The organism is Streptococcus sp. 3705 (assembly GCF_013277145.1).
Classification (GTDB): Bacteria; Bacillota; Bacilli; order Lactobacillales; family Streptococcaceae; genus Streptococcus.
Genome location: NZ_VMMJ01000010.1, coordinates 1 through 18,809, shown reverse-complemented (window position 1 = coordinate 18,809; position 18,809 = coordinate 1). Strand labels below are relative to the sequence as shown.

Annotated in this window: 4 protein-coding genes; all 4 read left to right on the top strand. The window is 41.1% G+C overall.

The window, feature by feature from the left end; all coding sequences use genetic code 11:
* Positions 1-215: 215 nt before the first annotated feature.
* Positions 216-4,004: a sugar-binding domain-containing protein gene (locus HT714_RS02810; RefSeq protein ID WP_173251447.1), complete on the top strand. Its 3,789-nt coding sequence runs from the start codon at positions 216-218 to the stop codon at positions 4,002-4,004.
* Position 4,005: 1 nt separating this feature from the next.
* Complete coding sequence (locus tag HT714_RS02805) at positions 4,006-5,694, top strand: alpha-L-fucosidase (RefSeq protein WP_173224963.1); 1,689 nt, start codon at positions 4,006-4,008, stop codon at positions 5,692-5,694.
* Positions 5,695-5,793: 99 nt separating this feature from the next.
* Positions 5,794-6,729 carry an Rpn family recombination-promoting nuclease/putative transposase gene (locus tag HT714_RS02800; protein WP_173224966.1) on the top strand — a complete coding sequence of 312 codons (936 nt, stop codon included), beginning with the start codon at positions 5,794-5,796 and terminating at the stop codon, positions 6,727-6,729.
* Between the two features lie 704 nt (positions 6,730-7,433).
* Positions 7,434-18,698: a DUF1542 domain-containing protein gene (locus HT714_RS02795; RefSeq protein WP_173251445.1), complete on the top strand. Its 11,265-nt coding sequence runs from the start codon at positions 7,434-7,436 to the stop codon at positions 18,696-18,698.
* Positions 18,699-18,809 lie beyond the last annotated feature (111 nt).

Genomic DNA, 18,809 nt, shown 5'->3' with positions numbered 1-18,809 from the left:
AATGAACATTCAGAGGGGTGTTTTTTGCTCTCTTGTAAGGTTTGACCCTGTTTCTTGAAAATTACAGTTTGCTTGAATATGGAGTGATTTTCAGACTTTTCCACAAATTATAGAATCTTTTCTGAGGATTTAGGGAGTGATGGAGGAAATCTTGAAAGCGCTTTTGTTTTGTGCTATAGTCAAGTCAATAGACTTGTTTAAAGAGGAATGCTTATATGAGAAGAAAAGAAGTTTTACGAAATCACTGGTTTTTTAGCCAGGAGGTAGGGAAAGGAGAGGCCTTGGCGCCGGATTTGCAGAGGGAAAATTGGCAGACCATTCAAGTGCCGCATGACTGGAGTATTTACAATGATTTTGACCATTATTCGCCAGCGCAAAATGAGGGTGGTCAGTTAAACGGGGGTCAAGCCTGGTACCGGACGCAGTTTTACTTGGAAGAAGATGCCAGTCTTGTATCGGTGCGCTTGTTGTTTGACGGGGTTTACATGAATGCCCAAGTCTATATCAACGGGCAAGTGCTAGGCTATTATCCCAATGGCTATACACCCTTTTCTTATAATATCACCCCTTATCTAAGAAACGATGGGACAGCCAACCAGCTTGCGGTTTTTGTGGAAAATCAGCAACCTAGCAGTCGTTGGTACTCTGGTAGCGGTATTTACCGAGAAGTAAAATTGTTGATTACAGATGCAGTTCATCTGGATTTATATGGAATTAAGATAGAAAGTCCCAAGCTAAAGGAACAAAGAGATAGATGGGTGGAGACTCAGCTTACAAGTAAGGTTTCAAATGATGGACCTCAGTCCGTGTCGGTGTATTTGGAGCAGAGTATCTGGTATGATGGACAACAGCTGTCAGACTGGCAGGCGACAGACTCTCTAGTGATTGAGTCTGGGGACAAATATTCTTTCCAACAAGCCATATCAATTTTCCAACCCTTGCTTTGGGATATTGATTCCCCTCACCTTTACCAATTGAAGACTCGTCTTTATAAAAATGGCATTTTGGTTGATGAAGAAGAGGAGACCTTTGGTTACCGCTATATGGATTGGCAAGCGGATAAGGGCTTCTTTCTAAATGGTAGCTGGTTGAAGATTCATGGGGTTTGTCTGCACCATGACTACGGAGCGTTGGGATCTGTGGAAAACAGGTCAGCTGCTGAGAGACGCTTGCGCCAGATGAAGGAAATGGGTGTCAATGCAATTCGAATTACCCATAATCCAGCCAGTAGTATTTTGCTGGATGTGGCTGCTAAAATGGGGCTACTTATTCAAGAAGAAGCCTTTGATACCTGGTATGGAGGCAAGAAAGAATATGACTATGGTCGCTTTTTTGAGGAAGAAGCGACTCATCCAGAAGCGAAAGTAGGCGATTTCTGGTCAGATTATGATTTGCGCACTATGATCGAGCGTGGCAAGAACAATCCAGCGATTTTTATGTGGTCCTTGGGAAATGAAGTCAGCGAAGCAAATGGAGATGCCCATTCATTGAAGACGATCAAACGCTTGCTAGAAAGGGTCAAGGAAGTGGATGATAGCCGTTTTGTGACTATGGGAATGGACCAATTCCGCTTCGGAGATGGTTCTGGAGGTCATGAAAAGATAGCCAATTTGCTGGATGTGGTGGGCTTAAATTACTCGGAAGATAATATTGACGCGATTCGTAAAAGACATCCCAAGTGGCGACTTTACGGGTCTGAAACCTCATCGGCTACCCGAACACGTGATAGCTATTTTCGCCCAGCTAAGGAATGGGTTGGGGATAATCGCCGCGTGAGGAATTTTGAACAGTCGGACTATGGCAATGATCGGGTTCCTTGGGGGAAGACGGCGACGGCTTCTTGGATAGCAGATAGAAATAGGCTAGACTATGCAGGTCAGTTTATCTGGACAGGAGTGGACTATATCGGTGAGCCGACTCCTTGGCACAACCAAAATGACACACCTGTCAAGAGTTCTTATTTTGGGATCGTGGATACAGCAGGGATTCCTAAAAATGACTATTATCTCTATCAAAGTCAGTGGTTGGACCTAGATCAGCATCCCATGGTTCATATCCTGCCCCACTGGAATTGGGAAATCCACAAGAGTTATCAACAAGTTGTGGATAAGTATGGGGATATCCCTGTTCGAGTGTATTCAAATGCCCGTTCTGTAGAGCTATTTCTCAATGGAAAATCTCAAGGTAGGAAGACCTTTCAGGAGAAATGGACTTCAGATGGCAGAAAATATCAAGAGGGAGAAGGTTCTGACCAACTCTATCTCGAATGGCGTTTGCCTTATCAACCAGGAAAATTGCGTGCTGTGGCCTATAACCATCAAGGTCAGCTTGTGGCAGAAGATAGGGTGGTGACTGCAGGTAAGCCAGACAAAATCGGGTTACATGCCGAGAAAACAAAACTGGAGCCAGATAGGCAAGACCTCCTTTATCTCTATTTTGATGTATTGGACAAGGATGGAAATTGGGTGCCGACTGCTTCCAATCAGCTTCATTTTAAAATTGAGGGCCCTGCTCGCATTGTGGGTGTGGATAATGGCAGGCAGGCCAGTCGTGAACGTTACCAAGCCCAGAAAAATGGTCGGTTTAAGCGGAAAGCATTTCATGGCAGAGGTGTCCTCTTAGTTCAGAGCTTGGAGCAGGCAGGTCTAGTCAGAGTAAAGGCTAGTGCTAGAGGGCTAGAGCCAGCAAGTTTTGATCTCTTAGTGGGAGAGGCTTTGGCTACCCAACCATTGAAAACTAAGCGCTTATTTGAGATTCGAGTGGACAAGCAGGCAGGATTACAAGAAGGGGATTCCCCAGCTATTGGACTTTATCCACAAACTGTGGATAACCCTGTGAACAAGGTGGGGAATAGTGAAGTGATTTGGGAGACGAGTGGTGGTGCCCACGCCATTATCAAGCAGGGAGTGCTTCATTGCTTGTCTGCAGGCGACTTGGTTATCAGTGCTATTTATCAAGGAAAGACCTATCAAACTCATTTGCAGGTCGCAGAAAATACCTCACTAGGGCAGGCACTTTCTGTACGACCACTTCGCTTGTATACAGATAGGGGGACTTATCCACAGCTGCCATCTTCAGTCTTGGTGGACTATGAGTCAGGTAGTGCAAAACGAGTCAAGGTTGTTTGGGAGGCAATCTCGGAAGAAGATATAGAAAGCTTTCATGAATTTACGGTATCTGGTCAGCTAGAGTGTTTGGATTTAAAGGCTTCTGCTCAGGTTTGTGTCCCAGGGACTTGCGCTATTGAGCCTGAAAAGGTTTGGACGCTTGTTAAGGAAGCCCCACACTTACCAGACCGAGTCAAGCTAGTCTTATCAGATGGTAGACGAGATACGGCCAAGGTGACTTGGGATGAACTCGAACCTCAAGTCTATGCTCAGGTAGGAGAAAGTGTGCTCACAGGACAAGTAGCGGGCTGTGAGTTGCCAGCAACAGTCACCATTCATGTGACAGATGTCAGTGTAGATGGGGGAGTTATTTCCAATCAGTGGACAGGGTCCAACCTGCCTCTGGTCTTTGCTTCTCACTCAGAGCCAAATCACCCAGCCTCTTACCTCAATGACAAGGTCATTGCTCGGAAAAAATCAACAGCCAATACTTGGATTACCAAGTCAGAGCAAGCCAGCGTGGGCATTCTTTTTGGAGATGCAGGGATTTTAAAACCGCGATTTGTGGATAACCTGACCTTGTATTATGTTGAAAATCAAGAATATGTGGCCGTTGAGCCGACCTTTATCGATTATTATGTAGGGAATGAGCCTAGCTTGCCTCGGACTCCCAATCATTTGGATAAGGATTCCCTGCTCAAGCAAGAGCAGAATTGGCGCCCTGTATCAGCTATCCGAAAAGTTTCAAGCGACAAGGATGAGGAGCTTCGTTTTGAATTTGACAAGGTGGAAACTTATGCCCTTCGTCTTCGATTTGAAGGCTTGAGCAGTCCCCTAGCGTTAACAGAATTGCAAGTGTATGCCAAAAAAGTAAAGAAAAATGTAGATAGGAAGTAGTATGGTAAGAGAAATAAAACCGCATGGCCCCTTGCCTAGTCAGGCCCAGCTAGCTTATTTAGAGGATGAACTAGCAGCCTTTATCCATTTTGGACCCAATACTTTTTATAATCAGGAATGGGGGACAGGTCAGGAGGATCCTGAACGCTTTAACCCGACACAGTTAGACGCGCGTGAGTGGGTTCGCGTACTCAAGGAAACGGGCTTCAAAAAGTTGATTTTGGTGGTCAAGCACCATGATGGCTTTGTCCTCTATCCGACGGCTTATACGGATTATTCGGTCAAGGCCAGTCCTTGGAGGAATGGAGAGGGGGACTTGCTCCTTGAAGTATCCCAAGCTGCCACAGAGTTTGATATGGATATGGGGGTCTACCTATCACCCTGGGATGCCCATAGTCCCCTCTATCATGTGGACCGAGAAGCGGACTATAATGCCTATTATCTGGCACAGCTGAAGGAGATTTTATCAAATCCTGCCTATGGAAATGGAGGGAAATTTGCTGAGGTCTGGATGGATGGTGCCAGAGGAGAGGGGGCTCAAAAGGTTAATTATGAATTTGAAAAATGGTTTGAAACCATTCGTGAACTGCAGGGCGATTGCTTGATTTTTTCAACAGAAGGCACTAGTATCCGCTGGATTGGCAATGAACGAGGGTATGCAGGTGATCCACTGTGGCAAAAGGTGAATCCTGACAAACTAGGAACAGAAGCAGAGCTGGATTATCTTCAGCATGGAGATTCTTCAGGCACTATTTTTTCAATCGGTGAGGCAGATGTTTCCATCCGTCCAGGCTGGTTCTACCATGAGGATCAGGATCCTAAGTCTCTCGAGGAGTTGGTCGAAATCTACTTTCACTCGGTGGGTCGGGGAACTCCACTCTTGCTCAATATTCCGCCGAATCAAGATGGGCTCTTTGATGCAAAGGATATTGAACGTCTCTATGAATTTGCGGTCTATCGCAATGAGCTTTATAAAGAAGATTTGGCTCTGGGATCTGAGGTATCTGGTCCAGCTCTTTCCGCAGACTTTGCCTGTTACCATCTGACAGACGGCTTTGAGACCAGTTCTTGGGCAAGCGATGCAGACTTGCCAATTCAGTTAGAACTCGACTTAGGATCTCCTAAAACTTTTGATGTAATTGAGTTAAGAGAAGATTTGAAACTAGGGCAACGAATCGCTGCTTTTCATGTGCAAGTAGAGGTAGATGGTGTCTGGCAGGAATTTGGCATGGGCTTTACAGTTGGTCATAAGCGCCTCCTGCGAGGGTCGTTAGTAGAGGCACAGAAGGTGCGCGTGGTCATTACAGAGGCACAATCTATGCCTGTATTGACCAAGATTGCCCTCTATAAAACTCCTAGCTTATCAAAACAAGAAGTTGTTCAGGGACTAGCATTTGCAGAAAAAAGTCTAGCTGTAGCAAAGGGAGAGACTCTTCATTTTAAGGTTGAACGTAGCGAATGTAACACTCCTTTGGAGGCTAAGATTTCGATTCAACCGGGGACTGGTGTGCATGGTGTCGCCTATCAGGACGAGATTCAAGTCCTTGCGTTTCAAGCTGGGGAAAGCAAAAAAGATTTGACCATACCAACCCTGTATTTTGCTGCTGATAAGACCTTGGATTTCTATCTGAATCTGACTGTTGATGGACAACTGATTGATCAAGCTCATATTTTAGTTGAAACGAGATAAAATATCTTCACAATTCATTTCCTTTCCGAATAAATAGATAGAAGCATCAAATCTAGTAAATTAGATTAAAAAATGTGCTATAATGAAAGGAGAGCAAACATGACTGTACGTCATCCGGGCATTAGCCCAACCAATGACTTGGTTGCTAAGAAAATCTTTAGCAATCCAGAAATCACTTGTCAATTTATTCGCGATATGTTGGACTTGCCAGCAAAAAATGTGACCATTTTGGAGGGAAGCAACATTCACGTCTTGCCTTCCGTACCGTACTCGGCACAGGATTTCTATACAAGTATAGATGTTTTGGCGGAGTTGGATAATGGTACGCAAGTTATCATCGAAATTCAGGTTCATCATCAGAATTTTTTCATCAATCGCCTGTGGGCTTATTTGTGCAGTCAGGTCAATCAAAATCTTGAAAAAATTCGTCAACGAGAAGGTGATACACACCAGAGTTACAAACATATCGCACCAGTATACGCTATCGCAATCGTGGATAGCAACTACTTCTCAGATGACTTGGCTTTTCATAGCTTTAGTATGCGAGAGGACACGACAGGTGAGGTTTTAACTATCACAAATAATGGACAAGAAAACCATTTGGTTAAGATGGCGTTCTTGGAATTAAGAAAATACAGAGAAACCAGCAAAGATAGCATTCGCAAACCGTGGTTGGAGTTTTTCGGGAATAAACCCTTTACCCAGCACCCCGAGCGAGCCATCAGCCAAGCAGACCAACTGCTGGACTACAAGAGCTGGTCCGAGGAGGACAGGAAAATGTTTAGTCAACTACGTATGCGCGAAGAACAAGCCTTGTTAGCACAGGACTATGCCTTGGAACAAGCTGAGGAAAAGGGCTTAGAACGTGGTCGTGCAGAGGGGATTGAAAAAGGGCGAGAAGAAGGTATTGAACAGGGACTGGAGCGTGGGAAAATCTTTGCCTTCCTGGATATGGTCCGTCAAGGTCTTCTGACTTCGGAGGTTGCCAGCCAGCAATTAGGTATGACTGTCGCTGAATTTGAGGCATTGCTGTAAATAGGAACAGATGACATGTTGCCAAAATGAGGTAGCATGTTTTATTTTAGCTTTAGTTGTTAGTTGCAACAGGCAGACGATCAAGAGACTGCTAACACTTTTAGGTCGTAATTAGAATGTGGAAGTCAGTCATATTTCTACGGTGAGGAGACTCTGGCGTGTTTTGCCTTTAAATTTTAAGAGAATAGTGCATATGAGAGATAGGGTCTGGTTCTGTTAGGCTCTGCTAGAAAGCTATCAGAGAATCTGGGCATCTAACTGACAGGTTCTCTTTTTTGGAAGAAAAAAAGCCAAAAAACCTAAAAATTTTTGTATATTTATTTTACGAATGTTTTGTTTAAAAATTGTAGAATAGTTCCTTTTAGGTATCAAAGTTATCTGCTTTTCAAAATAAAAAGATTTTATCCAAATTCATTTCCGAATTTCAGGTTTTAATACAATATAATAAAATGCAGAAAATCAAAATATTTTCCTGATTTTAAAGTTAAAAAATTCATAATTTTGGTTATAAAAACGAACAAATTGTGAAAATTGTCTGAAAATGTTTTTTTTTTTGCGAATTTGATAAGCATTTAGCTTGCATATATATCACTTATCATGTACAATGAAGAAGTAAAGTATCATATGCAAAACCTCGCCCATGGCGAGGAATCTTTGCATGTAGATATGGACATAAAAAAATATTTTTAAGGAGAACACAATAAGTGGAGAAGAAATCGCCTATGAGTCGTGTTGAACGCTTGCACGGTGAAAAGGTCACACGTTACTCAATCCGTAAATATAGTTTTGGAGCAGCCAGCGTAGCAGTTGCTGCCCTGTTCATGTTCTTCGGAAATGGAGCTGTATCAGCTAATGAGCTAAGCAAACAAGAGACATCTCTAGCAGCTCCAGGGCTAGCCTCTGAACATGAGGGACCACAAGAAGCAGACAGTGCTTCGGTAGTAGCGCCAGCCCTTGATGCCCCATCAACTCCAGCAGCACAACCAGTTGTAGAAGAACCAGCAAAACCAGCTGCACCAGAAGTAATAACTCCAGCTTTGGACAAAAAGCAACTTGAAAACTACATTTCAGAAGTTAAATCAAAACTTTCTGCAGGTACGTATGCTAATAAAACAAAGGAGAGCCTTGCTCTTTTGAATGGGGAATTGGCTTCTGCTGAGTCTACACTCGCTTCTGCAACTACTCAAGATGAATTGAACGTAGCTTACAGAAACCTTCTCAATACAGTAAACTCAAAATTAACAAGCAAACCAAAAGGTTCAAAATCAGCTCCGAAAGTAGACACTACTAACGGACAACCAACTGTAGGTAAAAAAGCAGAAAACACAGAACCAAAAGCTGGTACTAACTCAATCGAAAACACCGGTTCAAAAGACGAACGCAACGGTAAAGCGATGGATAAAGAGAATGCGTTTAGAGCTGAGACGACTGAGACTAAAGGCGACATTAGCTATACTCTGGAATATTCAAATCAATCTAAAAAAGAAATCTACTTATACAATGAAGAAAATGCGGATGTTAGTATTTCTGTAAATTCAACCGCTGGAAATATTGTAAAAGCCTATGTTAAGGGAGGAAGCGGTCAGTATTTAGATAAACGAGATATACATTCGGATCCTAAACCAGAGGAAACAGATGGTTGGGGTTGGACTTATCACTCTGTTTTAACACCAGCTCAAGGACCGGTAACAGTTCGAGTAACAGGGAAACCAAATGATAAGTTCAAAGAACTTTCTGCATATACAAAACAAGAAAACCAAGATGCTGGATTAGGTGCTAGGTTTATGCAAATTTATGATGCAGCAGGAGGAAAGATTGAAGCAGGAGCAGGTACAAACGGAGAGGGTTATTTCAGACTAGTTGTTAAATCTCAAACATACAAATACAGCATTCAACAACCAGAAAATAACGCTAATAAAATTGCTGTTTCAGATATTAACAACTTAACGGAAAATGATATTCAGAAAATTAAAGACCAAATCAAGATTGGATATTCTACAACTAGCCAAGATGCTAGACTAGAATCTAAAAAAGGTACAACTTTAGATAATAGAGCTGAAGTTGTTGAAAACATTGAAGTAAATGGACAAAATATTGTTGTAACCTATAAAGATGGTTCAGTAGACACTACTCCAGTTGCAGATGTGGCACGTACGGATCTGGATCCTGTAGTGGAGTTCCCGTTCTCTGATGAACCTAAACGAGAAATTTATGTGTACGGAGCAGAAGAAAACTCATTCGACATCAAAATTAAAGACGATGCGGATAAGATTAAAAGTGCGACTTTATTACAATGGGGAAGTAATCCGTTTAAACCTGTAGCAGGTGAAACAGATAAAGTCAATACACAATATGGATATACAGCTAATGTTATTTCTTCTGAAACAACAGCCACAGAAGCTAAGCCAGCAGTTATTACATACTCAGGTACCCCAGCTCCAGAAGGGTCATTTACACAAGCTAAATTAGAGGCTGCAACCAAAGGAGAGAACCCTCCAGGCGTAGCTTTAGGATGGCGTTACTTAAAAGTAGTCGATTCTGAAGGAAAAGAATTTGTAGGGTCTGGAAAAGAAACTGCTAATAACATGTCACTTAGAGTTATGCTTAAACCTCAAACTCAAAAATACGACATTCAAACACCAGCAGAAGCTGATAAAGTAGCAGTGGATAATGCATCGGAAGTAACTGAAGCAGAATTTAATAAAATCAAAGAAAAGCTTAAGATTGAGTACTCTAAAAACAATATGGATGCTCGTCTAGCTGATAAAAAAGGTCAAGCTGTAGAAAATCAAGCAGACCGTATCGCAAGCATTAAAAAAGTTGATAACAATCTAGTTGTAACCTATAAAGATGGTTCAACAGATACTAGACCATTGACTGATTTTGCACGTACAAACAATGCTCCAGAAGTGAAAATTCCTTACTCTGTAGACGGTAAAAAAGATGTTTACGTGTATGCGAACGAAGATTTTGAAATTCCTGTTAAGTTTACAGATGATAATGGAAAAGTAGCTTCAGCGACAATAAAACGTGGCGGAAATGTTGAACAACCAGCTAAAGACGCAGCAAACCCTAACGTTTTAGATAACGAATATGAATCAACAGTAGAAAAAATCTCTACAGAAACAACAGCAACAGAGGCAAATCCTGCAGTTGTTCATATTAAAGGAAATTATTCTAAAGCAACACCAGGATTAGCTGCTAATAAATTCCCAACGGATGAAAATGGTGAGTTTCCAATCGTAACTCGTTATGCAACAGCAACAGATACAGATGGAAAAGATATTTCTAATACTGCGACTGGTTCTTCATATGCAACTGACCCAGGTTCATTCAGAATTGTCTTAAAAGCCCAAACAGCTAAATATGATGTTAAAGAATTAGACGACGCTAACAAAACTGTTGTAAGTAATACTGCAACATTGACTCCTGAAGACTTAGCAACTGTTAAAGAAAATCTTCAATTAGAATACTCTAAGAAAAATAAAGATAAGAACATCAATAAAGATGAAGCAGTTTCTCCAGACAACGTTAAGAAAGCAGTAGATACTGTAAAACAAGATGGAGATAACTTAGTAGTAACATATAAAGATGGTTCTAAAGATACTATTCCAGTAGATAAAGTTGCTAAATTAGATAAACAACCAGCAATCGATGCAGTTACTAACAAAGCAACAGATCAAATCGCAGCTATCAATGGTAATGATAACTTATCACAAGCTGAAAAAGATAAAGCCATTGCTGATGTAGAAAAAGATAAAGCAGCAGCGTTAGAAAAAATCGATGACGCTACTAATAGTACTGCGATAACAACAGCTCAAACAGATGGTACTGATGCTGTAGCAAAAGTAAATCCAATCGGTAAAGAAAAAGCTAAAGAAGAAATCGCTAAGTCTTTGGAAGCTAAGAAGGAGGCTATTGCGAACAATGATAGCTTAACACAAGCCGAGAAGGAAAAAGCTAAAAAAGATGCTGAAGACAAGGCAGCAGCAGCCCTTGCTGAAATCGAAAAACAACCAGCAACAGCAGAAACAGCAGCTGCGGCAACAGTAGCTCAAACTACTGTAAACGATAAGCAAGCTGAAGGAACCAAAGAAGTTGCTAAAATCAACCCAATCGGTAAACAAGCAGCATTAGACAAAATCGATGAAGCCTTAAAAGCTAAAGAAGCAGAAATGGATGCCCGCACTGACCTAACAGAGGAAGAAAAGGCAGAAGCTAAAGAACAAGCTAAACAATTTGCTGATGCTAAAAAAGCTGAAATTAAGGATAAAAATGATAATGCAGAAACGCCTGAAGCAGCTACACAAGAGCAAGGTGAAATCGATACAGCAGGCGATACTGGAAAAACACAGGTAGAGGGTGTTAAGAAACCTGCTGCTAAAAAACCAGAAGCTAAAACAGAGGTAGCAACTACAGCCGATGCTAAAAAGCAAGAGATTGAGCAAGATGGAGCATTGTCACCAGAAGCTAAGAAGAAACTTCAAGATGAGGTAGATGCTGTTAAGAAAGCTTCGGAAGAGGCAATCGATGGTGCTAAGAAAAATACCGATGTTGATAAAGCTAAGAAATCAGCAGAAGCAGCGATTAAAGCCATCAACTCTGCTCGTTTACCAGCGAACAAGGTAATTGCTAAAAATCCAACAGCTTTAGACGATAAAGAACAAGCAGAACTTAAAAAAGCGATTGAAGCGGTAAACCCTCCAGGGACAAAAGTAGAAGTAAATCCTAACGGAAGTGCCTTAGTAACCTTACCAGGAAAAACAGTAGCCGAACCATTAAAACAAGAAGATTTAACAAAAGATGTAAATGCTTTAGATACTGCAGGTGGTGGTAACAACATCAACCGTCCAACGGATAAAGTGATTGTTGGAAATCCTGAAAGTTTGACAGATGCAGATAAAGAAAACATCAAAAAAGCTGTTCGTGAAGTAAACCCTAATGCTGTTGTGACAATTGATGATAATGGTACAGTAACGGTTTCAACACCAGAAGGAAATACAGCAGGATTTACAGCCAAAGAATTGGTGCGTACTTTAGCTGATGCAGCAAATCCTGATTCAGGTAATGCAGGAGTTCGTAAGCCAGCAGATAAAAAAGTTGGACTAGCGACAGACCCGGCAGCACAAGCTGAAGTAACTGAAAAACTGAAAAAATTAAATGGTGGCGACGAAAAAGTTAAAGCTGTTAAATATGACACAGAAGGAAATGCAACAGTAGTTCTTAAAGATGGAACAATTGCGACAATTCCAGCAGGTGACTTATTCAAGACAGAAGAAGACGCTAAGAAAGCAAACGGTGGAGATGACATCAACAAACCGAATGCCCAAACAGTTGTAGAAGATATTGCAGCATTAAGCCCAGAAGAACGTACTAAAGTAAAAGACGTGATTAAGGCAAAAGTTGAAGCAGTAAACCCAGGTGCAGTTGTAGTAGTTGACGACCAAGGAAATGCAGTTGTAACAACACCAGAAGGTAAAACAGCAGTTATTGACGCAGATGATTTAATTAAAAAACCTAATGAAACATCAACTGCCAAAGCTGGTAACAACATCAACAACCCAGCGGACAGAGTACGTGTTGATAACAGTAAGCAATTAACAGACCCTGAACTTGCTAGAATTAAAGCAGCAGTTGAAGCAGTGAACCCAGATGCTACAGTAGTAGTCGATGACCAAGGAAATGCGACTGTAACAACTAAAGATGGTAAAACTGCGACAATTCCAGTGGCAGATTTAGTCAAATCAGATGCTGATAAAGACAATGTAACTGGTGGAAACCAAGTAAACACTCCAGCAGATAGAGTAGTGGTAGAAAATCCAGCTGCATTAACAGAAGATGATAAAAATGCAATTAAAGCTAAAATTCAAGCAGTAAACCCAGGTGCTGACGTAGTATTTGACGAAAAAGGAAATGCAACAGTAACAACACCAGCAGGAAAAACAGCAACAATTCCAGCAAGCGATTTAGTAAAACCTAAAGCTGACTTAGCTGATCCAGCGAAACAAGATGCTGTAAACAAACCAGCAGATAAAGTAGTAGTTGTTCCAGAATTAGAAGCAGCTGATAAAGATTTACCACAAGAAGCTAAAGACGCTATTAAAGCAGCAGTTGAAGCAGTAAATCCAGATTCTACTGTAGTAGTTGATGACAAAGGAAATGCAACAGTAACAACACCAGAAGGTAAAACTGTCGTTATTCCAAAAGCTGACTTAGTGAAGAAAGAAGCTGACAAAGAAACTGCTAAAGCAGGAAACAACATCAACAAACCAGCAGACAAAGTAGTTGCTAATAAAGATGCCTTAACTCCTGAAAATATCGCAGCAATCAAGGCTAAAGTTCAAGCAGTAAATCCAGATGCAACAGTAGTAGTAGACGACAAAGGAAACGCAACTGTAGTTACACCAGACGGACAAACAGCAACAATTCCAGTAACTGACTTAGTGAAATCTCCAGAAGAAGCTAAAGATGCTAAAGCAGGAAACAACGTAAACAAACCAGCTGATAAAGTATCTGCAAACAAAGATGCGTTAACTCCTGAAGACATCAAAGCAATCAAAGCTAAAGTAGAAGCAGTAAACCCAGATGCTAAAGTATTCGTTGACAACAAAGGAAATGCAACAGTATCTACTCCAGATGGTAAAACAGCAACAATCCCTGTTGAAGATCTTATCAAAGATACAACTCAACCAAATGCAGGAAACAAAGTAAACACTCCAGCAACTAAGGTTGTTGTAACAGATCCTGCTAATATCAAGGCTGATGAAGATAAGATTAGAGCAGAAATCCTTAAAGTGAATCCAGGTGCAACAGTTGTATTTGACGAAAAAGGAAACGCAACAGTAACAACGAAAGATGGAGCTGTGGCAACAATTCCAGCATCTGATTTAGCAAAAGATGCAGCTGACTTAAGGAACCCAGACAAGCAAGATGCAGTTAAGAAACCAGCAGATAAAACACTTGTTAAGAAAGCAGGTAAATTAACTCCAGCTGAAAAAGATGCAATCAAAGCAGAAATCGCTAAGGTAAATAGAGATCCGAAGACAACTATCGTAGTTGATGACGAAGGAAATGCAACAGTAACAACTCCAGAAGGAAAAACTGTAGTAATCGCCAAAGAAGACTTAGTGAAATCTCCACAAGAAGTTGATGGTGCAAAAGCAGGAAATAACATCAACAAGCCAGCGGATAAAGTAGCAGCAGCGGCGGCAGATTTAGTTGGACCGAATAAAGATGAAGTTAAAGCTAAAATCCAAAAAGCGGTTGAAGCAGTAAACCCAGGTGCTACTGTCTTTGTTGATGACCAAGGAAACGCAACAGTAACGACTCCAGAAGGAAACACAGCAACGATTTCTGTAGATGATTTATTGAAAGATCCAGCAGCTAAAGAAACTCCATCAGCAGGAAACAAAGTAAACACTCCAGCAGAAAGAACAGTAGTAGCAAATCCAGCTGAATTAACTGATGCTGAAAAAGCTAAGATTACTGCAGCGATTCAAGCGGTAAACCCTGAAGGGACTAAAGTCGTATTTGACGAAGCAGGAAACGCAACAGTAACAGTACCAAATCAAGACGGTACTACAGCTACAGCGACAATCCCTGTAAGTGACTTAGTGAAATCAAATGCTAAAGAAGACTTGGAAAATGCAGCGAAACAAGATGCGGTTAAGAAACCTATCGATCAAACAGTAGTTGCTGATAAAGATGCATTAACTAAAGCAGATTTAGACGCTATTAAAGCTAAGGTTCAAGAAGTTAACCCAGATGCAACTGTAGTAGTTGATGCAAAAGGAAACGCAACAGTAACAACACCAGCAGGAAAAACAGCAGTAATTCCAGCGGATGATTTAGTGAAAACTGATGATGAAGTATTAAGCGATCCAAAAGCAGGTAACGTTATTAACAAACCAGCAGATCGAGTGTTTGTTAAAGATGGACAAATCACGGATGATGTTAAAGCGAAAATCGCTGCTAAAGTTCAACGTATAAATCCAGGAGCAACAGTATTCGTAGATGACCAAGGAAATGCGACAGTAACAACACCAGAAGGTAAAACTGCAACAATTCCAGTAGCTGATTTAACGAAGACTGACGCTGATAAAGCTAAAGTGAATGCAGGAAATAAAATCAATTCACCAGCAGACAGAGTCTTAGTCAAAGACAGAGACAAATTGACAGCGGAAGATATTCAAGAAATTGAGAAAAACATTTTAGAAGTTAACCCAGGAGCAACAGTAGTATTTGACGCAAAAGGAAATGCGACTGTTAAGAATGCAAATGGAGACATCGCAACAATTCCTGTAGAAGCCTTAGCGAAACCAAAAGCAGATCTATTAAAACCTGAGAAACAAGATTTAATTAAGAAACCTGTTGATAAGGTATTAGTAACAGATCCAGCTAACGTGGATAAAGAAGCTATTAAGAAAGCTGTTGAGGAAGTGAACCCAGGTTCAACGGTTGTTGTTGATGACAATGGAAATGCAACGATAACTACAGAAGATGGTAGAAGCTTTGTAATTCCAGCAAAAGATTTAGTGAAAACTCCAGAAGAAGCTAAAAATGCAAAAGCTGGAAACAACATTAACAAACCAGCTGATAAAGTAGTAGTAGCTGATCCAACTAAACCATTATCTCCAGAAGAGAAAAAAGCGATTGAAGCTAAGATTAAAGAAGTAAATCCAGATGCAAAAGCGATCTTCGTAGATGATAAAGGAAATGCAACGGTAACTATAGAAGATAAAGATGGTAATACGGAAACAGCAACAATTCCAGCGGCAGATTTAGTAACAAGTCCAGAAGAAGCTAAACAACCAAATGCAGGAAACAAAGTTAACACACCAGCAGATAAAGTAGTTGTAAGCGATCCAGATCATTTATCAGCCGACGATAAAGCTAAGATTACAGAAGCAATCAAAGCGGTAAATCCAGAAGCTAAGGTGGCATTTGACGATAAAGGAAATGCAACGGTAACAACTAAAGATGGAGAAGTTGCAACAATTCCAGCGGCAGATTTAGTGAAAACTCCAGAAGAAGCAGCGAAACCAAATGCAGGAAACAATGTCAACACACCAGCTGATAAAGTAGCGGTTGATTCTTCTAAACCATTAACAGAAGATGATAAAAAAGCAATCGCAGCTAAAGTAGCAGAAGTTAACCCGGGTGCAACTGTAGCAGTAGACGACAAAGGAAACGCAACAGTAACAGTGAATGGTAAGACAGCGGTAATTCCAGCGGCTGCATTAACTAAGACAGCAGATTCAGCTAAAGAACCAAACGCAGGAAACGATGTAGTTAAACCAGCTGACAAGACAGTTGTAGAAGATCCAGAATCATTAACAAAAGATGAGCAAGATGCAATCGCAGCTAAAGTTAAATCTGTGAATCCAGAAGCTAAAACTGTAGTTGTTGATGACCAAGGAAATGCAACAGTAACAACTAAAGATGGTAAGACAGTGGTTATCCCAGCGAAAGATTTGGTGAAAACAGCAGCAGAAGCCGCTAAGCCAAACGCAGGAAACGATGTCAACACACCAGCAGATAAGACTGTAGTAGCAAATCCGAATGCTCTAACTCCAGAAGAGAAAAAAGCAATCGAAGAAAAAGTTAAAGCAGTAAATCCAGGTGCTGAAGTTGTAGTGGACAACAAAGGAAACGCAACAGTAACAGTAAATGGTAAGACAGCAGTCATTCCAGCTGCGGCATTAACTAAGACAGCAGATTCAGCCAAAGAGCCAAACGCAGGAAACGACGTAGTTAAACCAGCAGATAAGACTGTAGTAGCAAATCCAGAATCATTAACACAAGATGAGAAAGATGCAATTGCAGCTAAAGTTAAAGCAGTAAATCCAGATGCGACTGTAGTAGTAGACGACCAAGGAAATGCAACAGTTACACCTAAAGATGGAAAACCAGTTGTAATTCCAGCAGCGGACTTAACTAAATCAGCAGCAGACGCAGCTAAACCAAACGCAGGAAACGACGTAGTTAAACCAGCAGATAAAACTGTAGTAGCAAATCCGAATGCTCTAACTCCAAAAGAGAAAGAAGCAATCGAAGCTAAAGTTAAAGCAGTAAATCCAGGTGCTGAAGTTGTAGTGGACGACCAAGGCAACGCAACAGTAACAGTAAATGGTAAGACAGCGGTCATTCCAGCGGCAGACTTAACGAAGAATGCAGATGCGGAAAAAGCACCAAAAGCAGGAAATGACATTGTTAAACCAGCTTCTAAGACAAAAGTTGCAAATCCAGACTCATTAACAAAAGATGAGAAAGATGCAATTGCAGCTAAAGTAGCAGCCGTCAATCCAGGTTCAACTGTAGTCGTAGACGACCAAGGAAATGCGACAGTAACTCTTCCAAACGGAAATACAGCAGTTATCCCAGCATCAGATTTAACAAAATCTGAAAAAGATGTGAACGATGGAAAAGCTAAAGACAACGCAGTTACACCAGCCTCTAAGACAAAAGTAGCAAATCCAAATGCCTTAACTGAAGCTGAGAAGAAAACCATCGAAGACAAAGTTAAAGCAGCGAATCCAGACGCAACTGTAGTAGTTGACGATAAAGGAAATGCAACTGTAGTGAAAGATGGCAATGTTTCAGTTATCCCATCAACAGACTTAGTTAAAGTTGAAGATGATGCTACGAAACCAAATGGTGGTAACGATGCAAACACACCAGCAGCTAAGACTGTAGTAGCAGATTCAACTCAACTTACAGATGAAGAAAAAGCAGCTGTTAAGAAAGCTGTAGCAGCAGTCAATCCAGGATCAACTGTAGTCGTAGACGATAAAGGAAACGCAACAGTAACCAAAGGTGACGGAACAGTTCTTAACATCCCAGCTACAGACTTAGTAATCCCAGCAGAAAAATTTGCTGACGAAGCTAAGACTGCTAAAGTGAAAACACCAGCTATCCGTACATTAGTTGGAAATAAAGAAAACTTAACAAAAGACGAAAAAGACGCTGTTAAGAAATCAATTGAAGCAGTAAACCCAGGCGCAACTGTAGTCGTAGACGATAAAGGAAACGCAACAGTAACAATGCCAGACGGTTCTACAGCAACAATTTCTAAAGAACAACTAGTGAAGAATGCAGAAGAAGCGAAAGCTAAAAACGGTGGTAATAATCTTGATTTCGACTTGAGTAAAGTAGAGGTAGCAGACCTTGCTAATATTACTCCAGAAGAAAAAGCGAAATTCCAATACCAGGTTCTAGGTGCTATTACAGACGTTCCAGAATTTGATCTTGATGCCTTCTTGAAAGAAACAGACGATAATGGTAATACAGTTTACACATCTAAAGATGGTAAAGTGAAAATTACGATTGATAAAGATGGTAACGCAACAGCAACAGTCGAAAAAGATGGTAAGACAGAAGCAGCTGTTAAAATTGACAAAGATGGAAATGTAACAATCGTTACAAAAGAAGGTCAAGTATTAGCAATTCCAAGAGATGATGCATTCAAACAACGTCCTTATGTACCATCAAATAGTGGAGGTAATAACGGAGCTACTAACACTGCCGCAAAAGTGGATAAAGCTAAGTTAGAAGGTGCTATCCATCAATTAGATGAATTGTTCATCCAAGAATCGGCTAAGCTTGATGCAGAAACTGCAAAAGAAGCGAATGACTTATTAGCAGACGCTAAGAAAGTATTTGCTAATGCAGACGCAAGTCAAGCAGAAGTGGATGCAATGGTGAAACGTATCGAAGACTTTATGGCGAAAGTGGCTCCAGCAACTGACCCTACAAGCCCAGCTAAGGATCAAGCTGCTCAAACACCAGCTGTAGCTCCAGCTACTGCTCAAGCAGCAAATGCCAACCAAGCAGCAACAAACGCGCGTAAAGCAGCTAAAGAATTGCCAAATACAGGTACAGCAGATTCTACTGTAGCTATGGTAGCAGCTGCCGCAAGTGCATTACTTGGTCTTGCAGGCCGTCGTCGTAAAGAAGACGAAGAAGCTTAATTGGTAGATTGTTTGATACTTATCAGATGATAAATCCAATTTTCAAAGCTTAAACTCTTCGAAAATCAAATTCAAACCGCGTTAGCTTCGCCTTGCCGTACTCAAGTACAG